This window comes from Heyndrickxia acidicola, from assembly GCF_001636425.1.
Classification (GTDB): Bacteria; Bacillota; Bacilli; order Bacillales; family Bacillaceae_C; genus Bacillus_AE; species Bacillus_AE acidicola.
On sequence record NZ_KV440953.1, the window covers coordinates 357,940 to 376,225 of the forward strand.

The following is an 18,286-nucleotide window of genomic DNA, read 5'->3' on the forward strand; positions in this document are numbered from 1 at the left end:
CACTTAGGGGTTATTCTGTCTTTTTTTATGTCTAAATTTTAAAACAAATGCAGCTTTAGATGTCAGCTAAACACAGGTTTGATAATTGAACCAAACACAAACAATACGGGATGCGACAGGGGGAAGCTCGGTGGAAGAATTAAAAAGGACACCACTATTTGAAGTCTACAAGGAATATGGCGGAAAAACCATTGACTTTGGAGGATGGGAATTGCCTGTTCAATTTTCAAGCATTAAACAGGAGCATCAGGCAGTAAGGTCAAATGCCGGCTTATTCGATGTATCACACATGGGAGAATTTACGGTAAAGGGTGCAGACAGTCTGTCATTTTTACAGAAGATGCTGACAAATGATGTTTCCAAGCTATCCGATGGCGGGGCGCAATATACGGCGATGTGCTATGAAAACGGCGGAACGGTAGATGATTTACTTGTTTACAAGTGCAAGGACCAGGATTATTTATTAGTTGTAAATGCTTCTAATATTGAAAAAGACTTTGAGTGGTTAAAACAGCATATTGAAGGAGATGTCATCCTGACAAATATCTCAGCTGAAATCTCGCAGTTAGCTATACAGGGTCCAAAGGCTGAGCGTATCCTTCAAAAGCTTGTCAAAGACACGGATTTATCTGAAATCAAGCCCTTTAAATTCAAAGAAAAAGTAAATGTGGATGGAGCTGTTGCCCTGGTTTCCCGGACAGGCTATACCGGAGAAGACGGGTTTGAGATCTATTCCCAGTCAGGTGATGCAGTCCATTTATGGAAGGCACTGCTTGCTGCCGGAGAAGAAGAAGGAATTCTTCCTTGCGGCCTGGGCGCAAGGGATACGCTTCGCTTTGAAGCAACTCTCGCACTTTATGGGCAGGAACTATCCAAAGATATCAGTCCGCTGGAAGCAAAAATTGGCTTTGCTGTGAAATTGGATAAAGACAGTGACTTTATTGGAAAAGAAGCACTTAAAAGCCAGAAAGAAAATGGAGTGCCAAGGAAGCTTGTGGGGATTGAAATGCTGGAACGCGGAATTCCACGACATGGATATAAAGTCTTTGCAAATGGTCAGGAGATCGGCGAGGTGACAACAGGCACCCAGTCTCCAACTCTTGAGAAAAGCATTGGGCTTGCTCTTGTAAAAGCAGAGTATAGTGAAATTGGCAGCCAGCTCGAGGTGGAAATACGCGGGAAACGTCTGAAAGCAGCCGTTATATCAACACCATTTTATAAAATAGTAAAACAGTAGGATGGGAGAGAATTCACGTATGGCAAAGCATCGTTACTTACCAATGACAGAACAAGACCAAAACGAGATGCTAAAAACAATAGGGGTTTCATCTGTTGATGAATTGTTTAGTGATATTCCGGAAAAAGTCCGCTTTAAAGGGCAATACAATATTAAACCGGCAAAATCCGAAACTTCATTATTAAAAGAACTGTCTAAGCTTGCTTCTAAAAATGCAGACCTAAAAAGCCATGCTTCTTTTTTAGGGGCAGGTGTATATGATCATTACATTCCAACGATTGTGGATCACGTTATTTCCAGATCTGAATTCTATACTGCTTATACACCATATCAGCCTGAGATTTCTCAAGGTGAATTGCAGGCCATTTTTGAGTTTCAAACCATGATTTGTGAACTTACCGGGATGGACGTGGCCAATTCCTCCATGTACGACGGCGGAACAGCGTTAGCTGAAGCAGCAATGCTTTCATGCGGCCATACACGCAAAAAAAAGGTGCTTGTATCGAAGACAGTTCATCCTGAATCAAGAGATGTTCTCTTTACATATGCAAAGGGCCAGGGCATTGAAGTAATTGAGATACCCCATCAAAACGGCTTAACGGATATCCATGCATTAAAAGAATTAATGGATGAAAATGTGGCGGCAGTGGTTGTCCAATATCCTAACTTCTTTGGACAAATAGAAAGGTTAAAGGATTTAGAACCGATTGTACATGAAATGAAGTCGCTGATGGTCGTGTCCAGCAATCCTCTTGCATTAGGTGCGCTTACGCCTCCTGGAAAGCTTGGTGCCGACATTGTAGTTGGCGACGCACAGGTTTTTGGTATTCCGGCTGCCTATGGTGGTCCACACTGCGGATATTTCTCAGTTACATCTAAGCTAATGCGAAAGTTACCAGGCAGACTCGTTGGGCAAACGATTGACGAAAATGGTAAAAGAGGCTTTGTTTTAACATTGCAGGCTCGTGAGCAGCATATCCGCCGGGATAAGGCTACTTCAAACATTTGTTCAAATCAGGCATTAAATGCTCTTGCTGCATCTGTAGCAATGACAGCTCTTGGAAAAAAAGGCGTAAAAGAAATGGCTCTACAAAATATTTATAAAACAGAATATGCCAAATCACAGTTCAAGGAAAAGGGAATTGAGGTTGTTTTTGAAAATGGCAATTTCAATGAATTTGTGATTAATACCCGAAGTCCTGTAAAGGAAATAAATCAGCAGCTTCTAGAAAAAGGCATTATTGGGGGCTATGATTTAGGCCGTAATTATAAAGAATTAGAGAATCATATGCTTGTAGCAGTAACAGAAATGCGTACGAAAGAAGAAATTGATGAGTTCGTAAAGGAATTGGGGGATCGCCATGAATAATAACCAAGAAATGCCGCTAATTTTTGAACGATCAACGGAAGGGCGTATTGGATACAGCCTTCCTGAACTGGATGTGCCAAAAGTGAATGTTGACCAGTTGATTCCATCTGATTATATACGTACGGAAGAGCCAGGTCTTCCTGAAATCTCAGAGCTGGATATTATGAGACATTATACACTTCTGTCGAAAAATAATCATGGTGTGGATTCAGGCTTTTATCCGCTTGGTTCTTGTACTATGAAATATAATCCTAAAATCAATGAATCTGTAGCACGCTTTCCTGGTTTCGCTCATATCCACCCCTTGCAGGAGGAAAGCTCTGTACAGGGTGCTCTTGAATTAATGTATGATTTGCAGGAGCACTTAATTGAAATTACCGGAATGGACGAGGTTACACTTCAGCCTGCAGCAGGTGCACATGGGGAATGGACAGGGCTGATGATGATTCGTTCTTTCCATGAGGCTAATGGAGACATGAAAAGAACAAAGGTCATTGTCCCGGATTCAGCACATGGTACCAACCCTGCATCTGCTACAGTAGCAGGTCTTGAGACTGTTACGGTTAAATCAAATGAAGAAGGCTTGGTAGATCTGGAGGATTTGAGGCGCCTTGCCGGACCGGACACAGCTGCGCTTATGCTGACAAACCCAAATACACTCGGTCTCTTTGAAAGGGATATTGTAGAGATAGCTGAAATCATCCACGGTGTAGGCGGAAAGCTTTATTATGATGGAGCCAATTTAAATGCTGTATTATCGAAGGCTCGTCCAGGGGACATGGGATTCGATGTTGTGCATTTAAATCTTCATAAAACTTTTACTGGTCCGCATGGAGGCGGCGGCCCAGGCTCCGGACCAGTTGGCGTGAAAAAGGAACTGATTCCATTTTTGCCAAAACCGGTTGTAACAAAAAAAGACGGACAGTTTATTTTGGATTATGATAGACCCGAGTCTATTGGCCGCGTGAAGCCATACTACGGAAATTTCGGTATCAATGTCCGGGCCTATACGTATATCCGATCTATGGGTCCTGATGGCCTTGAGGCTGTTACGGAAAATGCAGTACTCAATGCAAATTACATGATGAGGAGATTGGCTGAATACTATGATCTTCCTTACGATCAACATTGTAAGCATGAATTTGTATTAAGTGGACGGAGACAAAAGAAATTGGGTGTGCGGACCCTTGATATTGCGAAAAGGCTGCTTGATTTCGGGTTCCATCCGCCAACCGTTTACTTCCCGCTTAATGTTGAAGAATGCATTATGATTGAACCGACAGAAACAGAATCAAAAGAAACGCTTGATTCCTTTATTGATACAATGATTCAGATTGCAAAAGAAGCTGAAGAAAATCCAGAAGTAGTTCAGGATGCCCCTTACAACACGTTTGTAAAGCGCCTTGATGAAGCGCAGGCGGCAAGAAAACCTGTTCTGCGTTATCAGTCTAATCATTAAAAAAACAACCCCTGGTCCTATTACCATGGACAAGGGGTTGTTTTTATTGCTGTTTTTGCATAGATTGTTGCTTTACGTACAAAAGATAAATCAATCCAAACGTTGTCCATCTTCGCCGCATCTAATCTCTGCAATAGGTCAACAACTCGTTTTCTTAACTTCCATTGATGCCCTACAAGTCTGTATGTCCTATGAGGATACACTTTCCTTCCTACAAATACTTAATAAATCTTTCCGGTGCTTCGAGGAATTGCTTTGTAATTTGGACGTGTTCTACGTCGGAATAAGATACTTTTTCAATAGAATGACTGTCAAACGAATAAATTTCTGCACCTGGCAGTGCCATCAGAATAGGGGAATGGGTTACGATAAAAAACTGGGCGCCTTCTTTTACTGCATCCATTACCATACTCATAAAACTTAGCTGGCGCATAGGAGAAAGTGGTGTTTCTGGCTCATCAAGCAGATAAATGCCATTGGACTTAAGCCTTGATTTGAAAAAATCAAGAAAACCTTCTCCGTGAGACCGTGTCTCCAAACCTTCTGAATACAGTTTCTTGAGGTCATGCAATGTCCGCTTATGCGGCATTTCAGCCAGACTCCGGGCATAATCGGATTTATTTTTATAGTCTTCTTGTATGAGACGTAATTCTTCTATTGCTTCCTGCTTCATGCGAGATATTCTTTTTGTAAAGTATAAAAAGTCTTCAGAGCGCAAAAAGAAACCACTCCTGGTTCGATTGTTCCAACTCAATTTCAGAGCAGCAGCAAGCTTTTTTGAATTCATAAAGTCAGTATCGTCTTCGATTTCATAACCGCCTGCTGATGGGATTTGAGCTGCTGCAGCTATTCCCTGAAGGAGAGTAGACTTGCCGGTTCCATTTTCTCCTGCAAATATTATGATAGGGGCATCAAATGACAGTGAGTGGAATGATTGAAATAAAGGCAAAGTAAAAGGGTAGCTATCTTTTTTAAAAGAAGTTTTCAATGAAATGCTTTTCAAATGGATAGGACATTCCCCTTTCATTCATGTAATTGGCGCAAAAAATATTTTGATTCTATTATAACGTTTTCCTTTCTAAAAAGCAGGGCTCTAGAATATCTCATTGCCAAATCGTAGGGGGAGGGGGCTGATTCAGAATACATAGCTAATAAGAATAGCATTTGAAATGGAGGCAGGCAGGCAGGCTAAAGCAAAAAGAACCGCAGACGGACTGCGGTTCTTCTGTATAAGTTTGCAATTGTATTATTATATTGAAGCAATCTGCTGTAGCAGGTTTATTTTTTTGTTTTAATTTTTCCTGTCCATTTTTTAAATCCACCCTGCAAATGATAAAGGTTCCTATACCCTTTACGATAAAGTGTCTGGCCTGCACGTCCGCTTCTCATTCCGGTTTGGCAATATAAATAAACCGGCTGATCAGTCCGAATTTCCTTGCCTCTCATTCTAAGCTGTGAGAGAGGGATGTTTCTAGCACCCAGAATATGTCCTTCTTCAAATTCGTTCGGCTCTCTCACGTCAATTAGCTGAGCCTTTCTGTAACCTACTTTAAATTCCTCTTCTGTTAAGGATTTAACAGTTCTCTTTTGGAAGAAGTAGGTGAATACTGAGTAGGCAATTACAGCCACGATCAGGATAATAAGTACAATATAGTTAGTCAATTTCTTTTCCCCTTTCTAAGATGTTGCACTAAATCTATTATATTCATGATAGGGGAATGAATCAAAATTATTTTATTAAAAGTTTCACTTTCTTTGTTTTACTAGACTTGATTTGATAAACTGAATAAGTGGAAATTTATTCAGTAAAGCAAAGAGCGCCTAATTATCGGCTGCAGGGCTTATGACCTCGAGCCGATGGTAAGGGAAGGTTTGAATTTTAACCTTCATGCTCGCAGCTGGACAATAGAAAAGCTGAGAGCACCTGGGTATCGGCGACCAGCATAAGACTAGACGGCAGAGAGGATCGCACTATAACCTCTCGGACGTCTGGGCTTATGACCTCGAGCCGATGGTGCTCGCAGCTGGACAATAGAGAGGTTATGAAAATGAAAAAAGAGGTATGGCGCTTTATTGATTCAGGGCATTGTTCCCCGTCCTTTAACATGGCTTTGGATGAGGCATTGCTGGATTGGCATAGTGAAGGGAAAATTCCTCCTACCATTCGATTCTATGGGTGGAATCCTGCTACTCTTTCAATAGGGTATTTCCAGAAGGCGGAGAAAGAAATTGATTTCGATGCCGTCCAGCGGCATGGTCTGGGATTTGTTCGACGCCCTACAGGAGGACGCGGCGTCCTGCATGAGCATGAGCTTACATATAGTGTAATCGTTTCCGAAGAGCATCCTGAAATGCCTAAAACGGTTACAGAAGCGTATAGGGTGATATCTGAAGGAATCTTAAAGGGATTTCACGGACTTGGACTTGAAGCTTATTTCGCAGTGCCGAGAACTCAGGAAGAAAAAGAGGGCCTTAAAAATCCCCGATCCTCCGTATGCTTTGACGCACCAAGCTGGTATGAACTTGTGGTGGAAGGCAGAAAAGTAGCTGGAAGTGCACAGACAAGACAGAAGGGTGTCATCTTGCAGCATGGTTCCATCCTTCTTGATCTGGATGAAGATAAATTATTCAGTATCTTTAAATACCCAAGTGACCGCGTTAAAGAAAGAATGCAAAGAGCCTTTAAAAATAAAGCCGTTGCCATGAATGAAATCAGGAATGAGCCCGTTTCATTTGATGAAGCAAAAGCAGCTTTTAAAAAGGGCTTTGAAGAAGGGTTAAATATTGAATTGGAGCCGTATGAACTGGCTGCGTCAGAATTGGAGTATGTCAACAATCTGGCGAAATCCCGTTATGAGTCTCATGAATGGAATTTTAAGAGATAATAAGAACTAATTGCATCAGTCCTAGATTTTAATTCAGGAGCCTTGCCATTAATAGAGATGAACGATTTCTGTGCTTCAGTTAGCAAAGTAAGATATGGGAAGAGAAAAAATTAAAAATATTTTTTTAGGGGAGGAAGCGAGAATACAGCTTTTTCCCTTTTTCTTAGCCTTTGTTCCTGCTCGGGTTTTTCGCAACCCCGATATTGCCCTATTTTCTTCTAAAATAACTACAAATTCTGCCAATCTCTCTAAATTACGCTTAATATTATGTATTTCATTATTTGACAAACGCAGACATCCTTGACCTTATTTTCTATATGTAGTGTTAATTGAAGAAAATAATCCACTATATATTGTGTTAAACGGTTGATTTCTTAGATGAGTACATGATAATTTAAGATATAGTAAATAAAAAATAGAGTAGAAGAAAGATTGAAGGAGTTGGCAATCAGAATGTCTGTTACGTCTGCAAAAATACTGAAAATCAATGTGGAAAGGTTGAATAAGGACATCTCCTTATTTCCGCAGGTACACCCTATCACTCCTGACATGTATATTACTCACAAAGGTGTTTCAAGACTTGTCATGATTGATCGTTATGCTTTTAAAGACACAGAAAAAGTAACTCTTACGGAAGGGGACTTTGTGGTATTAACGATAAAAGAAGATCCGAAATTTCCAGCACGCGGCATGGGGGTAATTCAAAATATAGATTGGGAAAATAACCGAGCTGATATTTTAATTGATGAAGAATACAGAACAGCTTTGGACCAGCCCGGTGAGCTTGAAACAGGAGTGATTACAAGGCCGTTAGATGTGATTGAAAAGCCTCTTGAAATCTTTTATGAGCAAATTGCAAAAAGAAACGCAACAGGCTTGGCTTCCGTCGAAAAAACAGAAGAGAAGCGGAAAGAATGGTTTGAAAAGTTCTATGAGGAGCTTGTAAACCTAAACTTTGTCCCTGCAGGAAGGGTGTTATATGGGGCTGGCGCAGACACTGAAGTAACTTATTTTAACTGTTATGTTATGCCTTTCATCCCGGATTCCCGCGAAGGTATTTCAGAGCACAGAAAACAAGTGATGGAAATAATGAGCCGCGGCGGCGGAGTCGGTACAAACGGTTCAACCCTTCGTCCTAGGAATACTCTTGCAAAAGGCGTAAATGGAAAATCCTCAGGATCCGTATCATGGCTGGATGATATTGCGAAGCTGACACACCTTGTTGAACAGGGCGGATCTCGCCGAGGCGCCCAAATGATTATGCTTTCCTCTTGGCATCCGGATATTGTGGAGTTTATCATCTCAAAAATGCAAAACCCTCGCATTCTTCGATTCCTGATTGAAAACACAAGTGACCCGGTTATTAAGAAACACGCAAGAGAAAAACTTAAATTTACTCCTCTTACACAAATAGAAACAGATATGTATCAGGGCATCCTGAACTATAAGCCGATTTCTGGACAGGGAGGGTTCAGCTCCGACATCATTCTTGAAGCAGAAGAAAAGCTGAACACAGGCGGAACGTATACAGTGCATAATCCTGAATTTTTAACAGGTGCCAATATTTCGGTTTGCCTAACAGCCGATTTTATGGAAGCTGTAGAAAAAGACATGGACTATGAACTTCGCTTCCCAGATGTTGAGAGCTACACCAAGGAAGAAATGGCAAAATATAATGATGAATGGCATGAAGTAGGAGACGTTCGTGAATGGGAAAAACTTGGGCATAAGGTACGTACTTACCGCACAATGAAAGCCCGAGAGCTATGGAATCTGATCAATATCTGTGCTACCTATTCGGCAGAACCCGGCATCTTCTTTATTGATAACGCCAATGACATGACCAATGCCAAAGCTTATGGACAAAAGGTAGTGGCGACAAATCCATGCGGTGAACAGCCACTCGCACCATACAGTGTATGTAACCTTGCTGCAGTAAATCTCGCGCAGATGGCAGATAAAACAACAAAAACAGTTGATTTTGAAAAGCTTAGGAAAACAGTGGAGATTGGTGTCCGTATGCAGGACAATGTCATTGATGCTACACCATATTTCCTGGCTGAAAATAAAAAGCAGGCACTTGGTGAAAGACGAGTTGGACTTGGCGTAATGGGTCTTGCCGATCTTTTAATCTATTGTGAAAAAGAGTATGGTTCCGAAGAAGGAAATGAGCTTGTTGACAAAGTATTTGAAACAATTGCTGTAACGGCATATAATACATCCGTTGAGCTGGCAAAAGAAAAAGGCAGCTTTCCCTTTTTGCAAGGTGAAACAGAGGAAGAAACTGCCCGCCTGAGAAAAGCATTCATTTCTACAGGCTATATGAAAAAAATGCCGGAAGAAATCAGACAATCGATTCTTGAAACAGGCATACGCAACTCCCATTTGTTAACTGTTGCCCCAACAGGCTCAACAGGAACGATGATAGGGTGCTCAACTGGGCTTGAGCCGTACTTCTCCTTTACTTATTATCGCAGCGGCCGTCTTGGTAAATTTATTGAAGTAAAAGCTGACATTGTACAGGAGTACCTGGATGCAAACCCTGCTGCTGAATCTAACCAGCTCCCAGAATGGTTTGTAACGGCAATGGAATTGGCCCCGGAAGCCCATGCAGATGTGCAGTGCGTAATTCAACGCTGGATTGACAGTTCAATCTCCAAAACTGTTAATACGCCAAGCGGCTATACAGTGGAGCAGGTTCAAAAAGTATACGAAAGACTTTACAATGGCGGTGCAAAAGGGGGTACAGTGTATGTAGACGGCAGCCGCGATTCTCAGGTACTGACCCTAAAGGCAGAAGAAAATACAACTGGCCAAGAGGTTGCTTTTAAACCTGAAAAACAGCAGGTCGTCCTGGTGGAAACTATTCAGGCGCTTCAATCAACCAGCGTCACATATGGTTCTGAAATAGGGGATACCTGCCCTGTTTGCCGCACAGGTAAAGTGAAAGAGCATGGTGGATGCAATACATGTGATAATTGCCATGCCCAGCTGAAATGCGGATTGTAAAAAGAAGAGGGAATGCATTCCCTCTTCTTTTTTTTTGAGGTTTAATCAAAGATGCAGCAAACGAGGGACAAATCGCAACTTATCATTAGAAAAATAGGAATTATATGTGTGTGAAAAACCTGAGTAGTTCAATTATTATCAGCTCTATAATTCACTGGCTCCTTATAAATTGTGGGAGCAAAAACCGGATAAAATGAATTATTGATATCGCGGAAGCTGCCATAATTCTTATTCGGAAATGTCAATAAATGTAAATAATAAATGTAAACAATTTCTTATGAAATGCAACTATTCGAAAACAAAATGGAGAGGTGTGATGTATTTGTAGCACGGATCGTAACAAGCTTCAAAAACACAGACTTTGTAAAAAGCTTGCTTTTAAATATAAAGAGGCAGGCTTTTTTTATTGGATAAAACGATATCCCTTTTTTATGCAGAGAGGTTTCTGTTCTAAATCTCTTCTGCCTTACCTAAAAATAGAATAATGGAAATTATCCCTTTTCCGAAATATCCTCATGAGGGCAGGAGCAATGAGTATGACTTGAAACCTCCAACATGAGGAGAGGAAAGCAGAGGCGAGGACGTATGGACATCGATGTTGTGTTTTCCGGCGGGGGAATAAAAGGTCTGGCGCTCATAGGTGCTTATGAAATGCTGGAGAAAAAAGGGTTTCGTTTTAAACGGGTTGCTGGTACAAGTGTAGGGTCGATTCTTGCCGGCTTTGCAGCGGCCGGTTATTCGAGTAATGAGATTGAAATGCTCTTAAATGAAACAGAATTAAAGGAATTCCTGGACTCGAGAAACGTGTTGCTTCCTATGCCGATTGCAAAGTGGCTGCTGCTTTATTGGAGAATGGGTCTTTATAAAGGAAATGTATTTGAAGAATGGCTTGAAAAAAAGCTTGCGGCAAAAGGCGTTTATACGTTTTCTGATTTGCCTCCCAATTCCTTTTACGTGGTAGCATCTGATTTAACAAACGGCCGGCTGCTGGTCCTTCCTGATGATTTAGAAGAGTATGGTATTCCAAAAGAAACCTTCCCTGTTGCCCGGGCAATTAGAATGAGTTCGAGTCTGCCTTATTTTTTTGAACCTATTAAGCTTAGAAGCCTAAGCGGGGTCAATACGATAGTAGATGGAGGCGTGTTAAGCAACTTTCCAATGTGGATTTTTGTAAAGGAGGGGGAACCGAAAATTCGCCCTGTTTTAGGTATCACATTGTCTTCAAGTCAGCGGGAACGGCCTAAGCGTGTCATTAAAAACGCAATTCAGCTTTTCGAAGCTTTATTCATTACGATGAAAGAAGCCCATGATGCCCGTTATATTTCCAGAAAGCATGAAAAGGATATTGTGTTCATCTCTATAAAGGAAGACTTAACGACAGAATTCACTATTACGCCAGAAAAAAAAGACGCCCTAATTGAGATTGGGCGCATGAAAACAAATGAGTTTTTAAAAACCTGGACTTATTAGGAAAAATCTTCGGGCTAAAATACAGCTCGATTTTTCTTTTTCCCTTTTTTTCCTTCAATCACTGTCAATTGGACTTCTGACTTCTTCCGTATCGGCTTTTTGCGTAAGTGGGCTCGAACAGTGCCATCTGCGTGACGTTTTTTCAAACGTTTTCTCGATTTGCGAGCAGCTTTTAAGAAAGCCTGCTGTTCTTTTTTGTTTTCTCCGTTTCCAAAGGCAAATCGGTATAAAAGATAGATGGCCGCTGCAATTAAAATGAAGATCAGCCCTGATTTAAGAAAGGTTCCAATTGAGGATAGGAGACCTATTATAGCAAGTATCGATACAATACCAACGATCCATTTGCTGCTTCTCAATAAAAGCCACCTCCTTATGAGCATCATAAGCATTTTTCCCGCAAATTAAACCTTCTATTCCAATTTTCCATAAAAGAAGAAAAACATTGCATGAAATTATAAAAAGTTCATTCTGTGGAAAGCCTTAACAATTTAATTCCACAGCCTTCCGCTTTTAAAACCCTTTAGATACTAATAGAAGAACTTTCTGGCATCTCTGCGGAAGGCAGTCCTTCCTTTTCAACCCGAAGTAATTCATTAAAAGAAGCAATCGCTACTTCTACCTGATCATTATCAGGTTCTTTTGTTGTTAAAAGCTGCAGCCATAGGCCAGGATAGCCAAGGAAACGCAAAACCGGCACATTCCTAAGTTTGTTTGTAACCTGAAGCACCTCAAAAGAAACGCCAAGTACAACAGGAATTAATAATATACGATCCACAAGACGCAGCCATAAAGGATTTACAGGCACCAGCAGATAAATGAAGACGCCGACAACCACAGTAAATAGAATAAAACTGCTCCCGCATCGATAGTGTAGACGGGTCTGCGCTTGAACATTTTCCACTGTCAGCTCCAGCTGGTTTTCATAAGCGTTAATGACCTTATGTTCGGCGCCGTGATATTGAAATACACGTTTAACAATAGGAGTTAAAGAAACAAAGAAAATATAGCCTATTAGAAGGAGCAGTTTAAATAATCCTTCAATCAGAATCTGGGATACCGGACTCGAGAACACGGGGCTCAGGAGACTGGCAAGAAAAACAGGTACAAGTGTAAAAATAAATTTACCGAATAAAAAGGATAAAACACCTAAGGCAGCCACACTTAAAACCATTGTGGCTTTGGATGGTTTTTCTTCAGAAATCTTATCATCCTCCAAAGGGTCCACATTAAAACGCTCGCTTGAGAAATTTAAATGCTGAGAACCATTGGCGCTAGCCTCTATAATGGCTATAATTCCACGAAGGAAAGGAACCTTTTTCAGTTTCTGCAGGACAGGATAAGATTTTCTGGGCAAATAAAAATAATCAATCGATTGATCTTTTCGTCGGATTGCTGTAACCGTTTGGCTTTTGCCGCCAAACATAACACCCTCGACTACCGCCTGGCCGCCATATGCGGGAACTTGAGATTTTTTCATATATTTAGCACCAACCTAATTAGTTTAAGAATCCTTCTTACCGAGTCGTTTAACATTACGCGGTTTGTAAAAAATTCGATAATTCTATTTTACTAAAAAATAAAAAAAACGACTAGACCTAATATAGATGGTTAGCATAAGGAAAAGAACAATATTTTGAGGTGAAATTCATGGATGAGAATATGATACAAGAGAATGAACATTCCATTTCTTTTATGCAGCTGGTAGTGGTTACAGGTTTTGTGGGCGGAATTATGTGGAGTTTAATTGCTTATTTAGCCTACTTTTTTCAATTTACAAAAATTGAACCTAATATCTTATTAGAACCGTTTACAGTAGGAAACTGGAAAGAAACCTGGATAGGAATTGTGATCACTATTTTTGTTTATGGCATTCTTTCCATTGGAGTTGCATTTCTTTACTTTTTGATTTTGAGAAAGCTGTACTCTATGTGGGTAGGGGTCTTTTATGGAGTTGCTCTGTTTTTAATTGTGTTTTTTATTTTAAATCCAATATTTCCAAGTATGAAGCCCTTTTTCAGGATAGATTCAAATACCATTATTACGAGTGTTTGCATTTATGTTTTATATGGTGTTTTTATCGGGTATTCCATTTCATTCGAACAAAGCAATATAGTCCATCGGAAAAGGCAGAAGGAAAAAAATCGGATGTGAAAGAAGACAGTCTTCATTGAACAAGGTTCTTTATATGGATTTAACACTCTTGAAAAAATAACAATTTATGTGAAAACAGCCTTGAACAAAAGCAGCAATTGCTTAAGTTCATTTAGTCATCTGGATCCCCTTCAGATCTACAACGTATTGGGCACAAATATCAGCAGCACCGTTTATGGAAGTTTTCCAATATATATGATAAGCTTATGAATGAATCTTTTATAAAATAAGGTGTTGCAATGAAAAAATTTCTAGTTTTAAATGGCCCAAATTTAAATATGCTAGGGAAGCGGGAGCCAAAGATATATGGCAAACAATCCCTTGAAGTCCTGGAAGAAAACTTGAAAAAGCTGGAGAACAGCTTCCAGGTTGTAATTGATCCCTTTCAATCCAATCATGAGGGTGTTTTAATTGACAAATTGCATAGCGCAATGAACGAATATGACGGAATTATCCTGAATCCGGGGGCTTTTACCCATTACAGCTATGCAATCAGAGATGCGATAGCAAGCATTGATGTACCTGTCATTGAAGTACATATTTCAAATGTCCACGCCAGGGAAGAGTTTCGTCATAAATCTGTTACTGCACCGGTTACAGCAGGTCAAATAGTTGGGTTTGGCCTTTTTGGATATGAGCTTGCTGTTAAGGCGCTGGCAGAATACATAAATAGGGGAGAATAGTATGGGAAAACTAGCTAAACTGAGAGAGCAATTTTCCAAGAATAGCATTGATGGAATGCTTGTTACAAGTACGTATAACCGCCGTTATATCACAAACTTTACAGGGACGGCAGGAGCTGCTTTAATTTCAGGGGAGAAAGCGCTTTTTATCACAGACTTCCGCTATGCTGAGCAGGCATCAAAGCAGGCAGAAGGATATGAGATTGTTCAGCACCAAGGTATATTGCTTGATGAGATTGCCGCTCAGGCTGAAAAGCTGGGAATCAAGAAGCTGGGGTTTGAAGAAACGGATGTAACCTATTCAGCGTTTACACAGTATCAAAAAGCCATTAAATCCGAATTAATACCGGTGTCCAATCTTATTGAAAGCCTGCGTCTGATTAAAACGGAGTCTGAAATTAAACTGATAAAAACAGCTGCAGATATTGCAGACGCGGCCTACAAGCATATTTTAGGTTTCATAAAGCCGGGGCTGACAGAACTTGAAGTCTCAAATGAGCTTGAGTTTTTTATGAGAAAAAGCGGTGCATCTTCTTCCTCTTTTAACACGATTGTTGCATCAGGAACAAGGTCAGCATTGCCGCATGGAGTGGCCAGTGAAAAGGTGATTGAAAAAGGAGACTTTGTCACATTGGATTATGGAGCCCTTTATAATGGGTATGTCTCAGATATTACACGTACTGTTGCGGTTGGAGAGCCCTCAGCTAAATTGAAAGAAATTTATGATATTGTCCTTGAATCACAGCTGCTGGCTGTAAACACGCTTAAACCTGGCATGTCAGGCATAGAAGCGGATGCCGTTTCACGAAAATATATTTTAGATCATGGGTACGGTGAATACTTCGGTCACTCCCTTGGCCATGGAATCGGATTGGAGGTTCACGAGGGACCAAGTCTTTCCGTCCGCTCTGAATTTGCCCTAGAGCCCAATATGATTGTAACGATAGAACCAGGCATCTATCTCCCAGGTGTTGGCGGAGTCCGGATTGAGGATGATGCTTTAATTACGGATCAGTCGATTGAACTGCTCACACATTCGACAAAAGAATTGATAATATTATAAAATTCCTCTAATTATGAAGGAAATGGAGTGTTTTTTTAGGGAAATATCTCTAGTTAATGATTTTTATATATATCAAAAGAAGACTTTTATAGTAAAATGTAGATTGGAATATGGGCTTATAATCTGATAAAACAGATGGAGCCCGATTACAGGAGGAAAATTAGCATGATTTCAGTAAACGATTTTCGTACAGGGTTAACAATCGGAGTAGACGGCGCAATCTGGCGTGTTCTTGATTTCCAACACGTTAAGCCTGGTAAAGGAGCCGCGTTCGTACGCTCTAAGCTTAGAAACCTCCGCACAGGGGCTATTCAGGAAAAAACCTTCCGTGCAGGTGAAAAAGTGGAGAAAGCACAAATTGATAACCGTAAAATGCAGTATCTATATGCAAACGGCGACCAGCACGTATTCATGGATAACGAAACATATGAACAAATTGAATTGAGTTCAGATGCGATTGAATATGAACTGAAATTTTTAAAAGAGAACATGGAAGTATTTATTATGATGTTCCAGGAAGAAACCCTTGGCTTGGAGTTGCCTAATACAGTTGAATTGACTGTAACTGAAACAGAGCCTGGAATTAAAGGCGATACTGCTTCCGGCGGTACAAAGCCTGCAACAATGGAAACGGGTCTTACTGTTCAAGTTCCTTTCTTTGTGAACCAGGGAGATAAATTAATCATTAACACTACAGACAGCTCATACGTTTCCAGAGCATAATGCTGTAACCTTTTGAAAAACTGATTGGAGAATCCAATCAGTTTTTTTATTTGATTTTAATTTCCTTTGCAGGTACTTGCTTTACACAGGCAGTTGTGAAGCCTGCTGTCGCAAGCTTTCGAGGGTCTCCCCAACACGCTGTACCCCCGGCAGGAGTCTCGTGCTTTCCGATCAATCAACTTTGGTTTCAAATCAACATGGGATGTAACAGAGACAATGGTGAGTGCCCTGGTCATCCTGCAAGTTGATTACCGCTGCAGGCACTCGCTTTCCGAGGGGCGGCCGGGAGCCTCCTCGTCGCAAGCTCCTGTGGGGTCTCCCTAAGCCTGCTTTCCCCGCAGGAGTCTCGTGCCTTCCGCTCCACAACTATGACTTCAGTTCAACATAGGTGTTTACGAGAGACACGGAGAGTGCCCTGGTTATCCTGCAGGTTGAATTCCTCTCCAATCTCAACAAGAGCCTTTTGTTCTGTTGAGGCTTGTGCTGCCTTCATAGTTAACCATACTCCGAATCTTTACCTTATTAAAAGCCACAGCCATGTCAAATATTATTTATAATCCTTTACGCATAAATCGTTATGGTTTGAATACATTTTACTAACGAGCTTGTACTTATTTGGTTAAGGGACAACCCAAAGATGCTGAAACAGACGATTGCAGCTAATTCGTACCAGGTGAAGGAGGAGTGTATGTGGATAATATTCTTGCTATATTGCCGCATTCCATTTCAGAAATGATACATCGGCTTCCGGATAACAATTTAGAAAAACTTGAAGAAGTCAGGCTGCGCATTAACCGGCCTATTGAACTGATGGCAGGAGGAAATTCTTTTTTTCTGCCATATAGGTTGCAGGAGAAAGATGCAGAGCAATTTCTCGACAAATTGGCGAACTACTCTTTTTATACACTTGAAGAAGAACTGAAAAAGGGATATATCACTGTAGAAGGCGGCCATCGAGTTGGCCTTGCAGGAAAAGTAATACTAGAAGAAGGGCATGTTAAAGCAATCCGGAATGTTTCTTCATTTAATATTCGAATTGCCCGTGAAAAAATAGGGGCAGCCTTGCCTCTTGTTCCGCAGCTGTTTAAAAGCAGGTGGCGCCACACAATGATTATCGGGGCTCCGCAAACCGGAAAGACGACCGTTCTTAGAGATTTAGCCCGTATCGTTTCCTCCGGGATCCCTGAAAAAAAAATACCTCCTTTGAAGGTTGGAATAGTTGATGAACGATCAGAAATTGCGGGCTGTGTCCGGGGTGTCCCACAGCTTCATTTTGGCCCAAGGCTGGATGTATTGGATGCTTGTCCAAAAGCTGAAGGAATGATGATGCTGATCAGATCAATGAGTCCCGATGTTCTCATTGTAGATGAAATTGGCAGGGAGGAAGATAGTCAAGCCATTATGGAAGCTGTCAATGCAGGAGTCACTTTGATTATGACTACACATGGTCATTCATATGAAGATCTTCATAAACGCCCGATTCTAAGAAAAATTATTCAGGAGTCTGTTTTTGAAAGGTTTATAGAATTGACCAGGAGCAATGGTCCTGGAACCATACACCGAATCTATGACGAAAAAGGGAACGGAATTCCTTTAAATGCAGGTGTTCAGCAGTGTTGAAAATAATAGGCGCAATCCTTATTCTTTTTTCAACAACCTGGGCAGGATTTGAAGTTTCAAGGAGGCTTAGTGACAGGCCGAAACAGCTGCGAATGTTTCGCTATGGCCTCCAATCATTGGAGACCGAGATTATGTACGGACATACACCGCTGCATGAAGCAGCCCGGAAGCTCTCATCCCAGCTCCCAAAACCGCTTTCAACTTTCTTTGCTTCCTTTTCAAATAAGCTGACAACAATGAACACCACTGTAAAAGAAGCATGGGAAACAAGCCTCAAAGAAATTTGGAAAACGACTGCTTTAAAACAGGGGGAATATGAAATCCTTCAACAGTTAGGCGAGAATCTTGGAAAGCATGATAAATATACCGAACAAAAACAAATCATTCTTGCTCTTACCCATCTTGAGAGAGAGGAAGAAGAGGCCAGAGACCGTCAGCATCGCTATGAAAAAATGGCAAAAAGCATAGGGGTTCTTACAGGGTTATTTATTATTATTCTATTATTTTAACCTTATTGCACATATCATGCCTGATTGAAGCTGAGCGGTTTCCGTGCATGTAAGGATGAATGAAAATGTGATATTTAGCAGTTTTAGCGGTTGGACATTTGGGAGGGA

The 18,286-nt window shown here is 40.9% G+C and carries 17 protein-coding genes; 12 read left to right on the top strand and 5 right to left on the bottom strand.

Translation table 11 applies throughout. The features are described 5' to 3' along the window. The first annotated feature begins 130 nt into the window (after positions 1 to 130). From gcvT to gcvPB, 3 genes are read left to right on the top strand one after another with little or no spacing between them, the layout of a single operon-like run. The gene (gcvT, locus tag A5N88_RS01620; RefSeq protein WP_066262221.1) at positions 131 to 1,237 is read left to right on the top strand and encodes a glycine cleavage system aminomethyltransferase GcvT; all 1,107 of its coding nucleotides are present in this window, start codon (positions 131 to 133) and stop codon (positions 1,235 to 1,237) included. A 19-nt stretch (positions 1,238 to 1,256) separates the two neighbouring features. After that, the gene (gcvPA, locus tag A5N88_RS01625) at positions 1,257 to 2,606 is read left to right on the top strand and encodes an aminomethyl-transferring glycine dehydrogenase subunit GcvPA (protein ID WP_066262223.1); all 1,350 of its coding nucleotides are present in this window, start codon (positions 1,257 to 1,259) and stop codon (positions 2,604 to 2,606) included. Next, positions 2,599 to 4,065 (top strand): aminomethyl-transferring glycine dehydrogenase subunit GcvPB, encoded by a 1,467-nt coding sequence (gcvPB, locus tag A5N88_RS01630; RefSeq protein ID WP_066262225.1) that lies wholly within the window; start codon positions 2,599 to 2,601, stop codon positions 4,063 to 4,065. Before gcvPA ends, gcvPB begins: the two co-directional genes overlap by 8 nt. A 211-nt stretch (positions 4,066 to 4,276) precedes the next feature. On the opposite strand, the gene A5N88_RS01635 is transcribed toward gcvPB, so the two are convergent. Both A5N88_RS01635 and A5N88_RS01640 read right to left on the bottom strand, forming a co-directional pair. After that, positions 4,277 to 5,068 carry an AAA family ATPase gene (locus tag A5N88_RS01635; RefSeq protein WP_198160160.1) on the bottom strand — a complete coding sequence of 264 codons (792 nt, stop codon included), beginning with the start codon at positions 5,066 to 5,068 and terminating at the stop codon, positions 4,277 to 4,279. A 275-nt stretch (positions 5,069 to 5,343) separates the two neighbouring features. Next, positions 5,344 to 5,727 (bottom strand): rhodanese-like domain-containing protein, encoded by a 384-nt coding sequence (locus tag A5N88_RS01640; RefSeq protein WP_066262227.1) that lies wholly within the window; start codon positions 5,725 to 5,727, stop codon positions 5,344 to 5,346. Between the two features lie 386 nt (positions 5,728 to 6,113). Between A5N88_RS01640 and A5N88_RS01645 the strand changes: the two genes are divergently transcribed. Further along, positions 6,114 to 6,950: a lipoate--protein ligase family protein gene (locus A5N88_RS01645; RefSeq protein ID WP_066262230.1), complete on the top strand. Its 837-nt coding sequence runs from the start codon at positions 6,114 to 6,116 to the stop codon at positions 6,948 to 6,950. A 75-nt stretch (positions 6,951 to 7,025) separates the two neighbouring features. Here A5N88_RS01645 and A5N88_RS01650 read toward each other — a convergent pair whose 3' ends face one another. After that, complete coding sequence (locus tag A5N88_RS01650; protein WP_066262236.1) at positions 7,026 to 7,238, bottom strand: hypothetical protein; 213 nt, start codon at positions 7,236 to 7,238, stop codon at positions 7,026 to 7,028. A 165-nt stretch (positions 7,239 to 7,403) separates the two neighbouring features. Here A5N88_RS01650 and A5N88_RS01655 point away from each other — a divergent pair, with 165 nt between their 5' ends. Beyond that, positions 7,404 to 9,959, top strand: a complete 2,556-nt coding sequence (locus A5N88_RS01655; protein WP_066262238.1) for a vitamin B12-dependent ribonucleotide reductase — start codon at positions 7,404 to 7,406, stop codon at positions 9,957 to 9,959. A gap of 585 nt (positions 9,960 to 10,544) precedes the next feature. After that, a complete protein-coding gene (locus tag A5N88_RS01660; protein ID WP_066262241.1) occupies positions 10,545 to 11,429 on the top strand; it encodes a patatin-like phospholipase family protein in 885 nt (294 codons plus the stop codon). 14 nt (positions 11,430 to 11,443) lie between these two features. On the opposite strand, the gene A5N88_RS01665 is transcribed toward A5N88_RS01660, so the two are convergent. Further along, positions 11,444 to 11,785 carry an SA1362 family protein gene (locus tag A5N88_RS01665; protein ID WP_232317502.1) on the bottom strand — a complete coding sequence of 114 codons (342 nt, stop codon included), beginning with the start codon at positions 11,783 to 11,785 and terminating at the stop codon, positions 11,444 to 11,446. 164 nt (positions 11,786 to 11,949) lie between these two features. After that, positions 11,950 to 12,906: a DUF1385 domain-containing protein gene (locus tag A5N88_RS01670; RefSeq protein ID WP_066262243.1), complete on the bottom strand. Its 957-nt coding sequence runs from the start codon at positions 12,904 to 12,906 to the stop codon at positions 11,950 to 11,952. Positions 12,907 to 13,076: 170 nt separating this feature from the next. Between A5N88_RS01670 and A5N88_RS01675 the strand changes: the two genes are divergently transcribed. The 6 genes from A5N88_RS01675 (at position 13,077) to spoIIIAB (ending at position 18,178) form a co-directional block, all read left to right on the top strand. Beyond that, complete coding sequence (locus tag A5N88_RS01675) at positions 13,077 to 13,580, top strand: YqhR family membrane protein (RefSeq protein WP_066262248.1); 504 nt, start codon at positions 13,077 to 13,079, stop codon at positions 13,578 to 13,580. 239 nt (positions 13,581 to 13,819) lie between these two features. Next, positions 13,820 to 14,263, top strand: coding sequence for a type II 3-dehydroquinate dehydratase (aroQ, locus tag A5N88_RS01680; protein ID WP_066262250.1), 444 nt, complete (start codon positions 13,820 to 13,822; stop codon positions 14,261 to 14,263). A gap of 1 nt (position 14,264) precedes the next feature. Continuing rightward, entirely contained in the window at positions 14,265 to 15,326 is a 1,062-nt protein-coding gene (locus A5N88_RS01685; protein WP_066262253.1) for a M24 family metallopeptidase, read from the top strand. A gap of 165 nt (positions 15,327 to 15,491) precedes the next feature. After that, entirely contained in the window at positions 15,492 to 16,049 is a 558-nt protein-coding gene (efp, locus tag A5N88_RS01690) for an elongation factor P (RefSeq protein ID WP_066262256.1), read from the top strand. A gap of 690 nt (positions 16,050 to 16,739) precedes the next feature. After that, positions 16,740 to 17,669, top strand: coding sequence for a stage III sporulation protein AA (spoIIIAA, locus tag A5N88_RS01695; protein ID WP_066262259.1), 930 nt, complete (start codon positions 16,740 to 16,742; stop codon positions 17,667 to 17,669). Continuing rightward, on the top strand, positions 17,663 to 18,178 hold the full coding sequence (gene spoIIIAB, locus A5N88_RS01700; protein ID WP_066262264.1) for a stage III sporulation protein SpoIIIAB: 516 nt from the start codon (positions 17,663 to 17,665) through the stop codon (positions 18,176 to 18,178). The genes spoIIIAA and spoIIIAB overlap by 7 nt, the downstream gene beginning before the upstream one ends. The last annotated feature ends 108 nt before the right edge of the window (positions 18,179 to 18,286 follow it).

Excerpts from the sequence above, each read along its gene's own strand:
- gcvPA (WP_066262223.1), top strand. The coding sequence starts at position 1,257 with ATGGCAAAGCATCGTTACTTACCAATGACAGAACAAGACCAAAACGAG.
- gcvPB (WP_066262225.1), top strand. The coding sequence starts at position 2,599 with ATGAATAATAACCAAGAAATGCCGCTAATTTTTGAACGATCAACGGAA.
- A5N88_RS01645 (WP_066262230.1), top strand. The coding sequence starts at position 6,114 with ATGAAAAAAGAGGTATGGCGCTTTATTGATTCAGGGCATTGTTCCCCG.
- A5N88_RS01655 (WP_066262238.1), top strand. The coding sequence starts at position 7,404 with ATGTCTGTTACGTCTGCAAAAATACTGAAAATCAATGTGGAAAGGTTG.
- A5N88_RS01660 (WP_066262241.1), top strand. The coding sequence starts at position 10,545 with ATGGACATCGATGTTGTGTTTTCCGGCGGGGGAATAAAAGGTCTGGCG.
- A5N88_RS01670 (WP_066262243.1), bottom strand. The coding sequence starts at position 12,906 with ATGAAAAAATCTCAAGTTCCCGCATATGGCGGCCAGGCGGTAGTCGAG.
- A5N88_RS01675 (WP_066262248.1), top strand. The coding sequence starts at position 13,077 with ATGGATGAGAATATGATACAAGAGAATGAACATTCCATTTCTTTTATG.
- aroQ (WP_066262250.1), top strand. The coding sequence starts at position 13,820 with ATGAAAAAATTTCTAGTTTTAAATGGCCCAAATTTAAATATGCTAGGG.
- A5N88_RS01685 (WP_066262253.1), top strand. The coding sequence starts at position 14,265 with ATGGGAAAACTAGCTAAACTGAGAGAGCAATTTTCCAAGAATAGCATT.
- efp (WP_066262256.1), top strand. The coding sequence starts at position 15,492 with ATGATTTCAGTAAACGATTTTCGTACAGGGTTAACAATCGGAGTAGAC.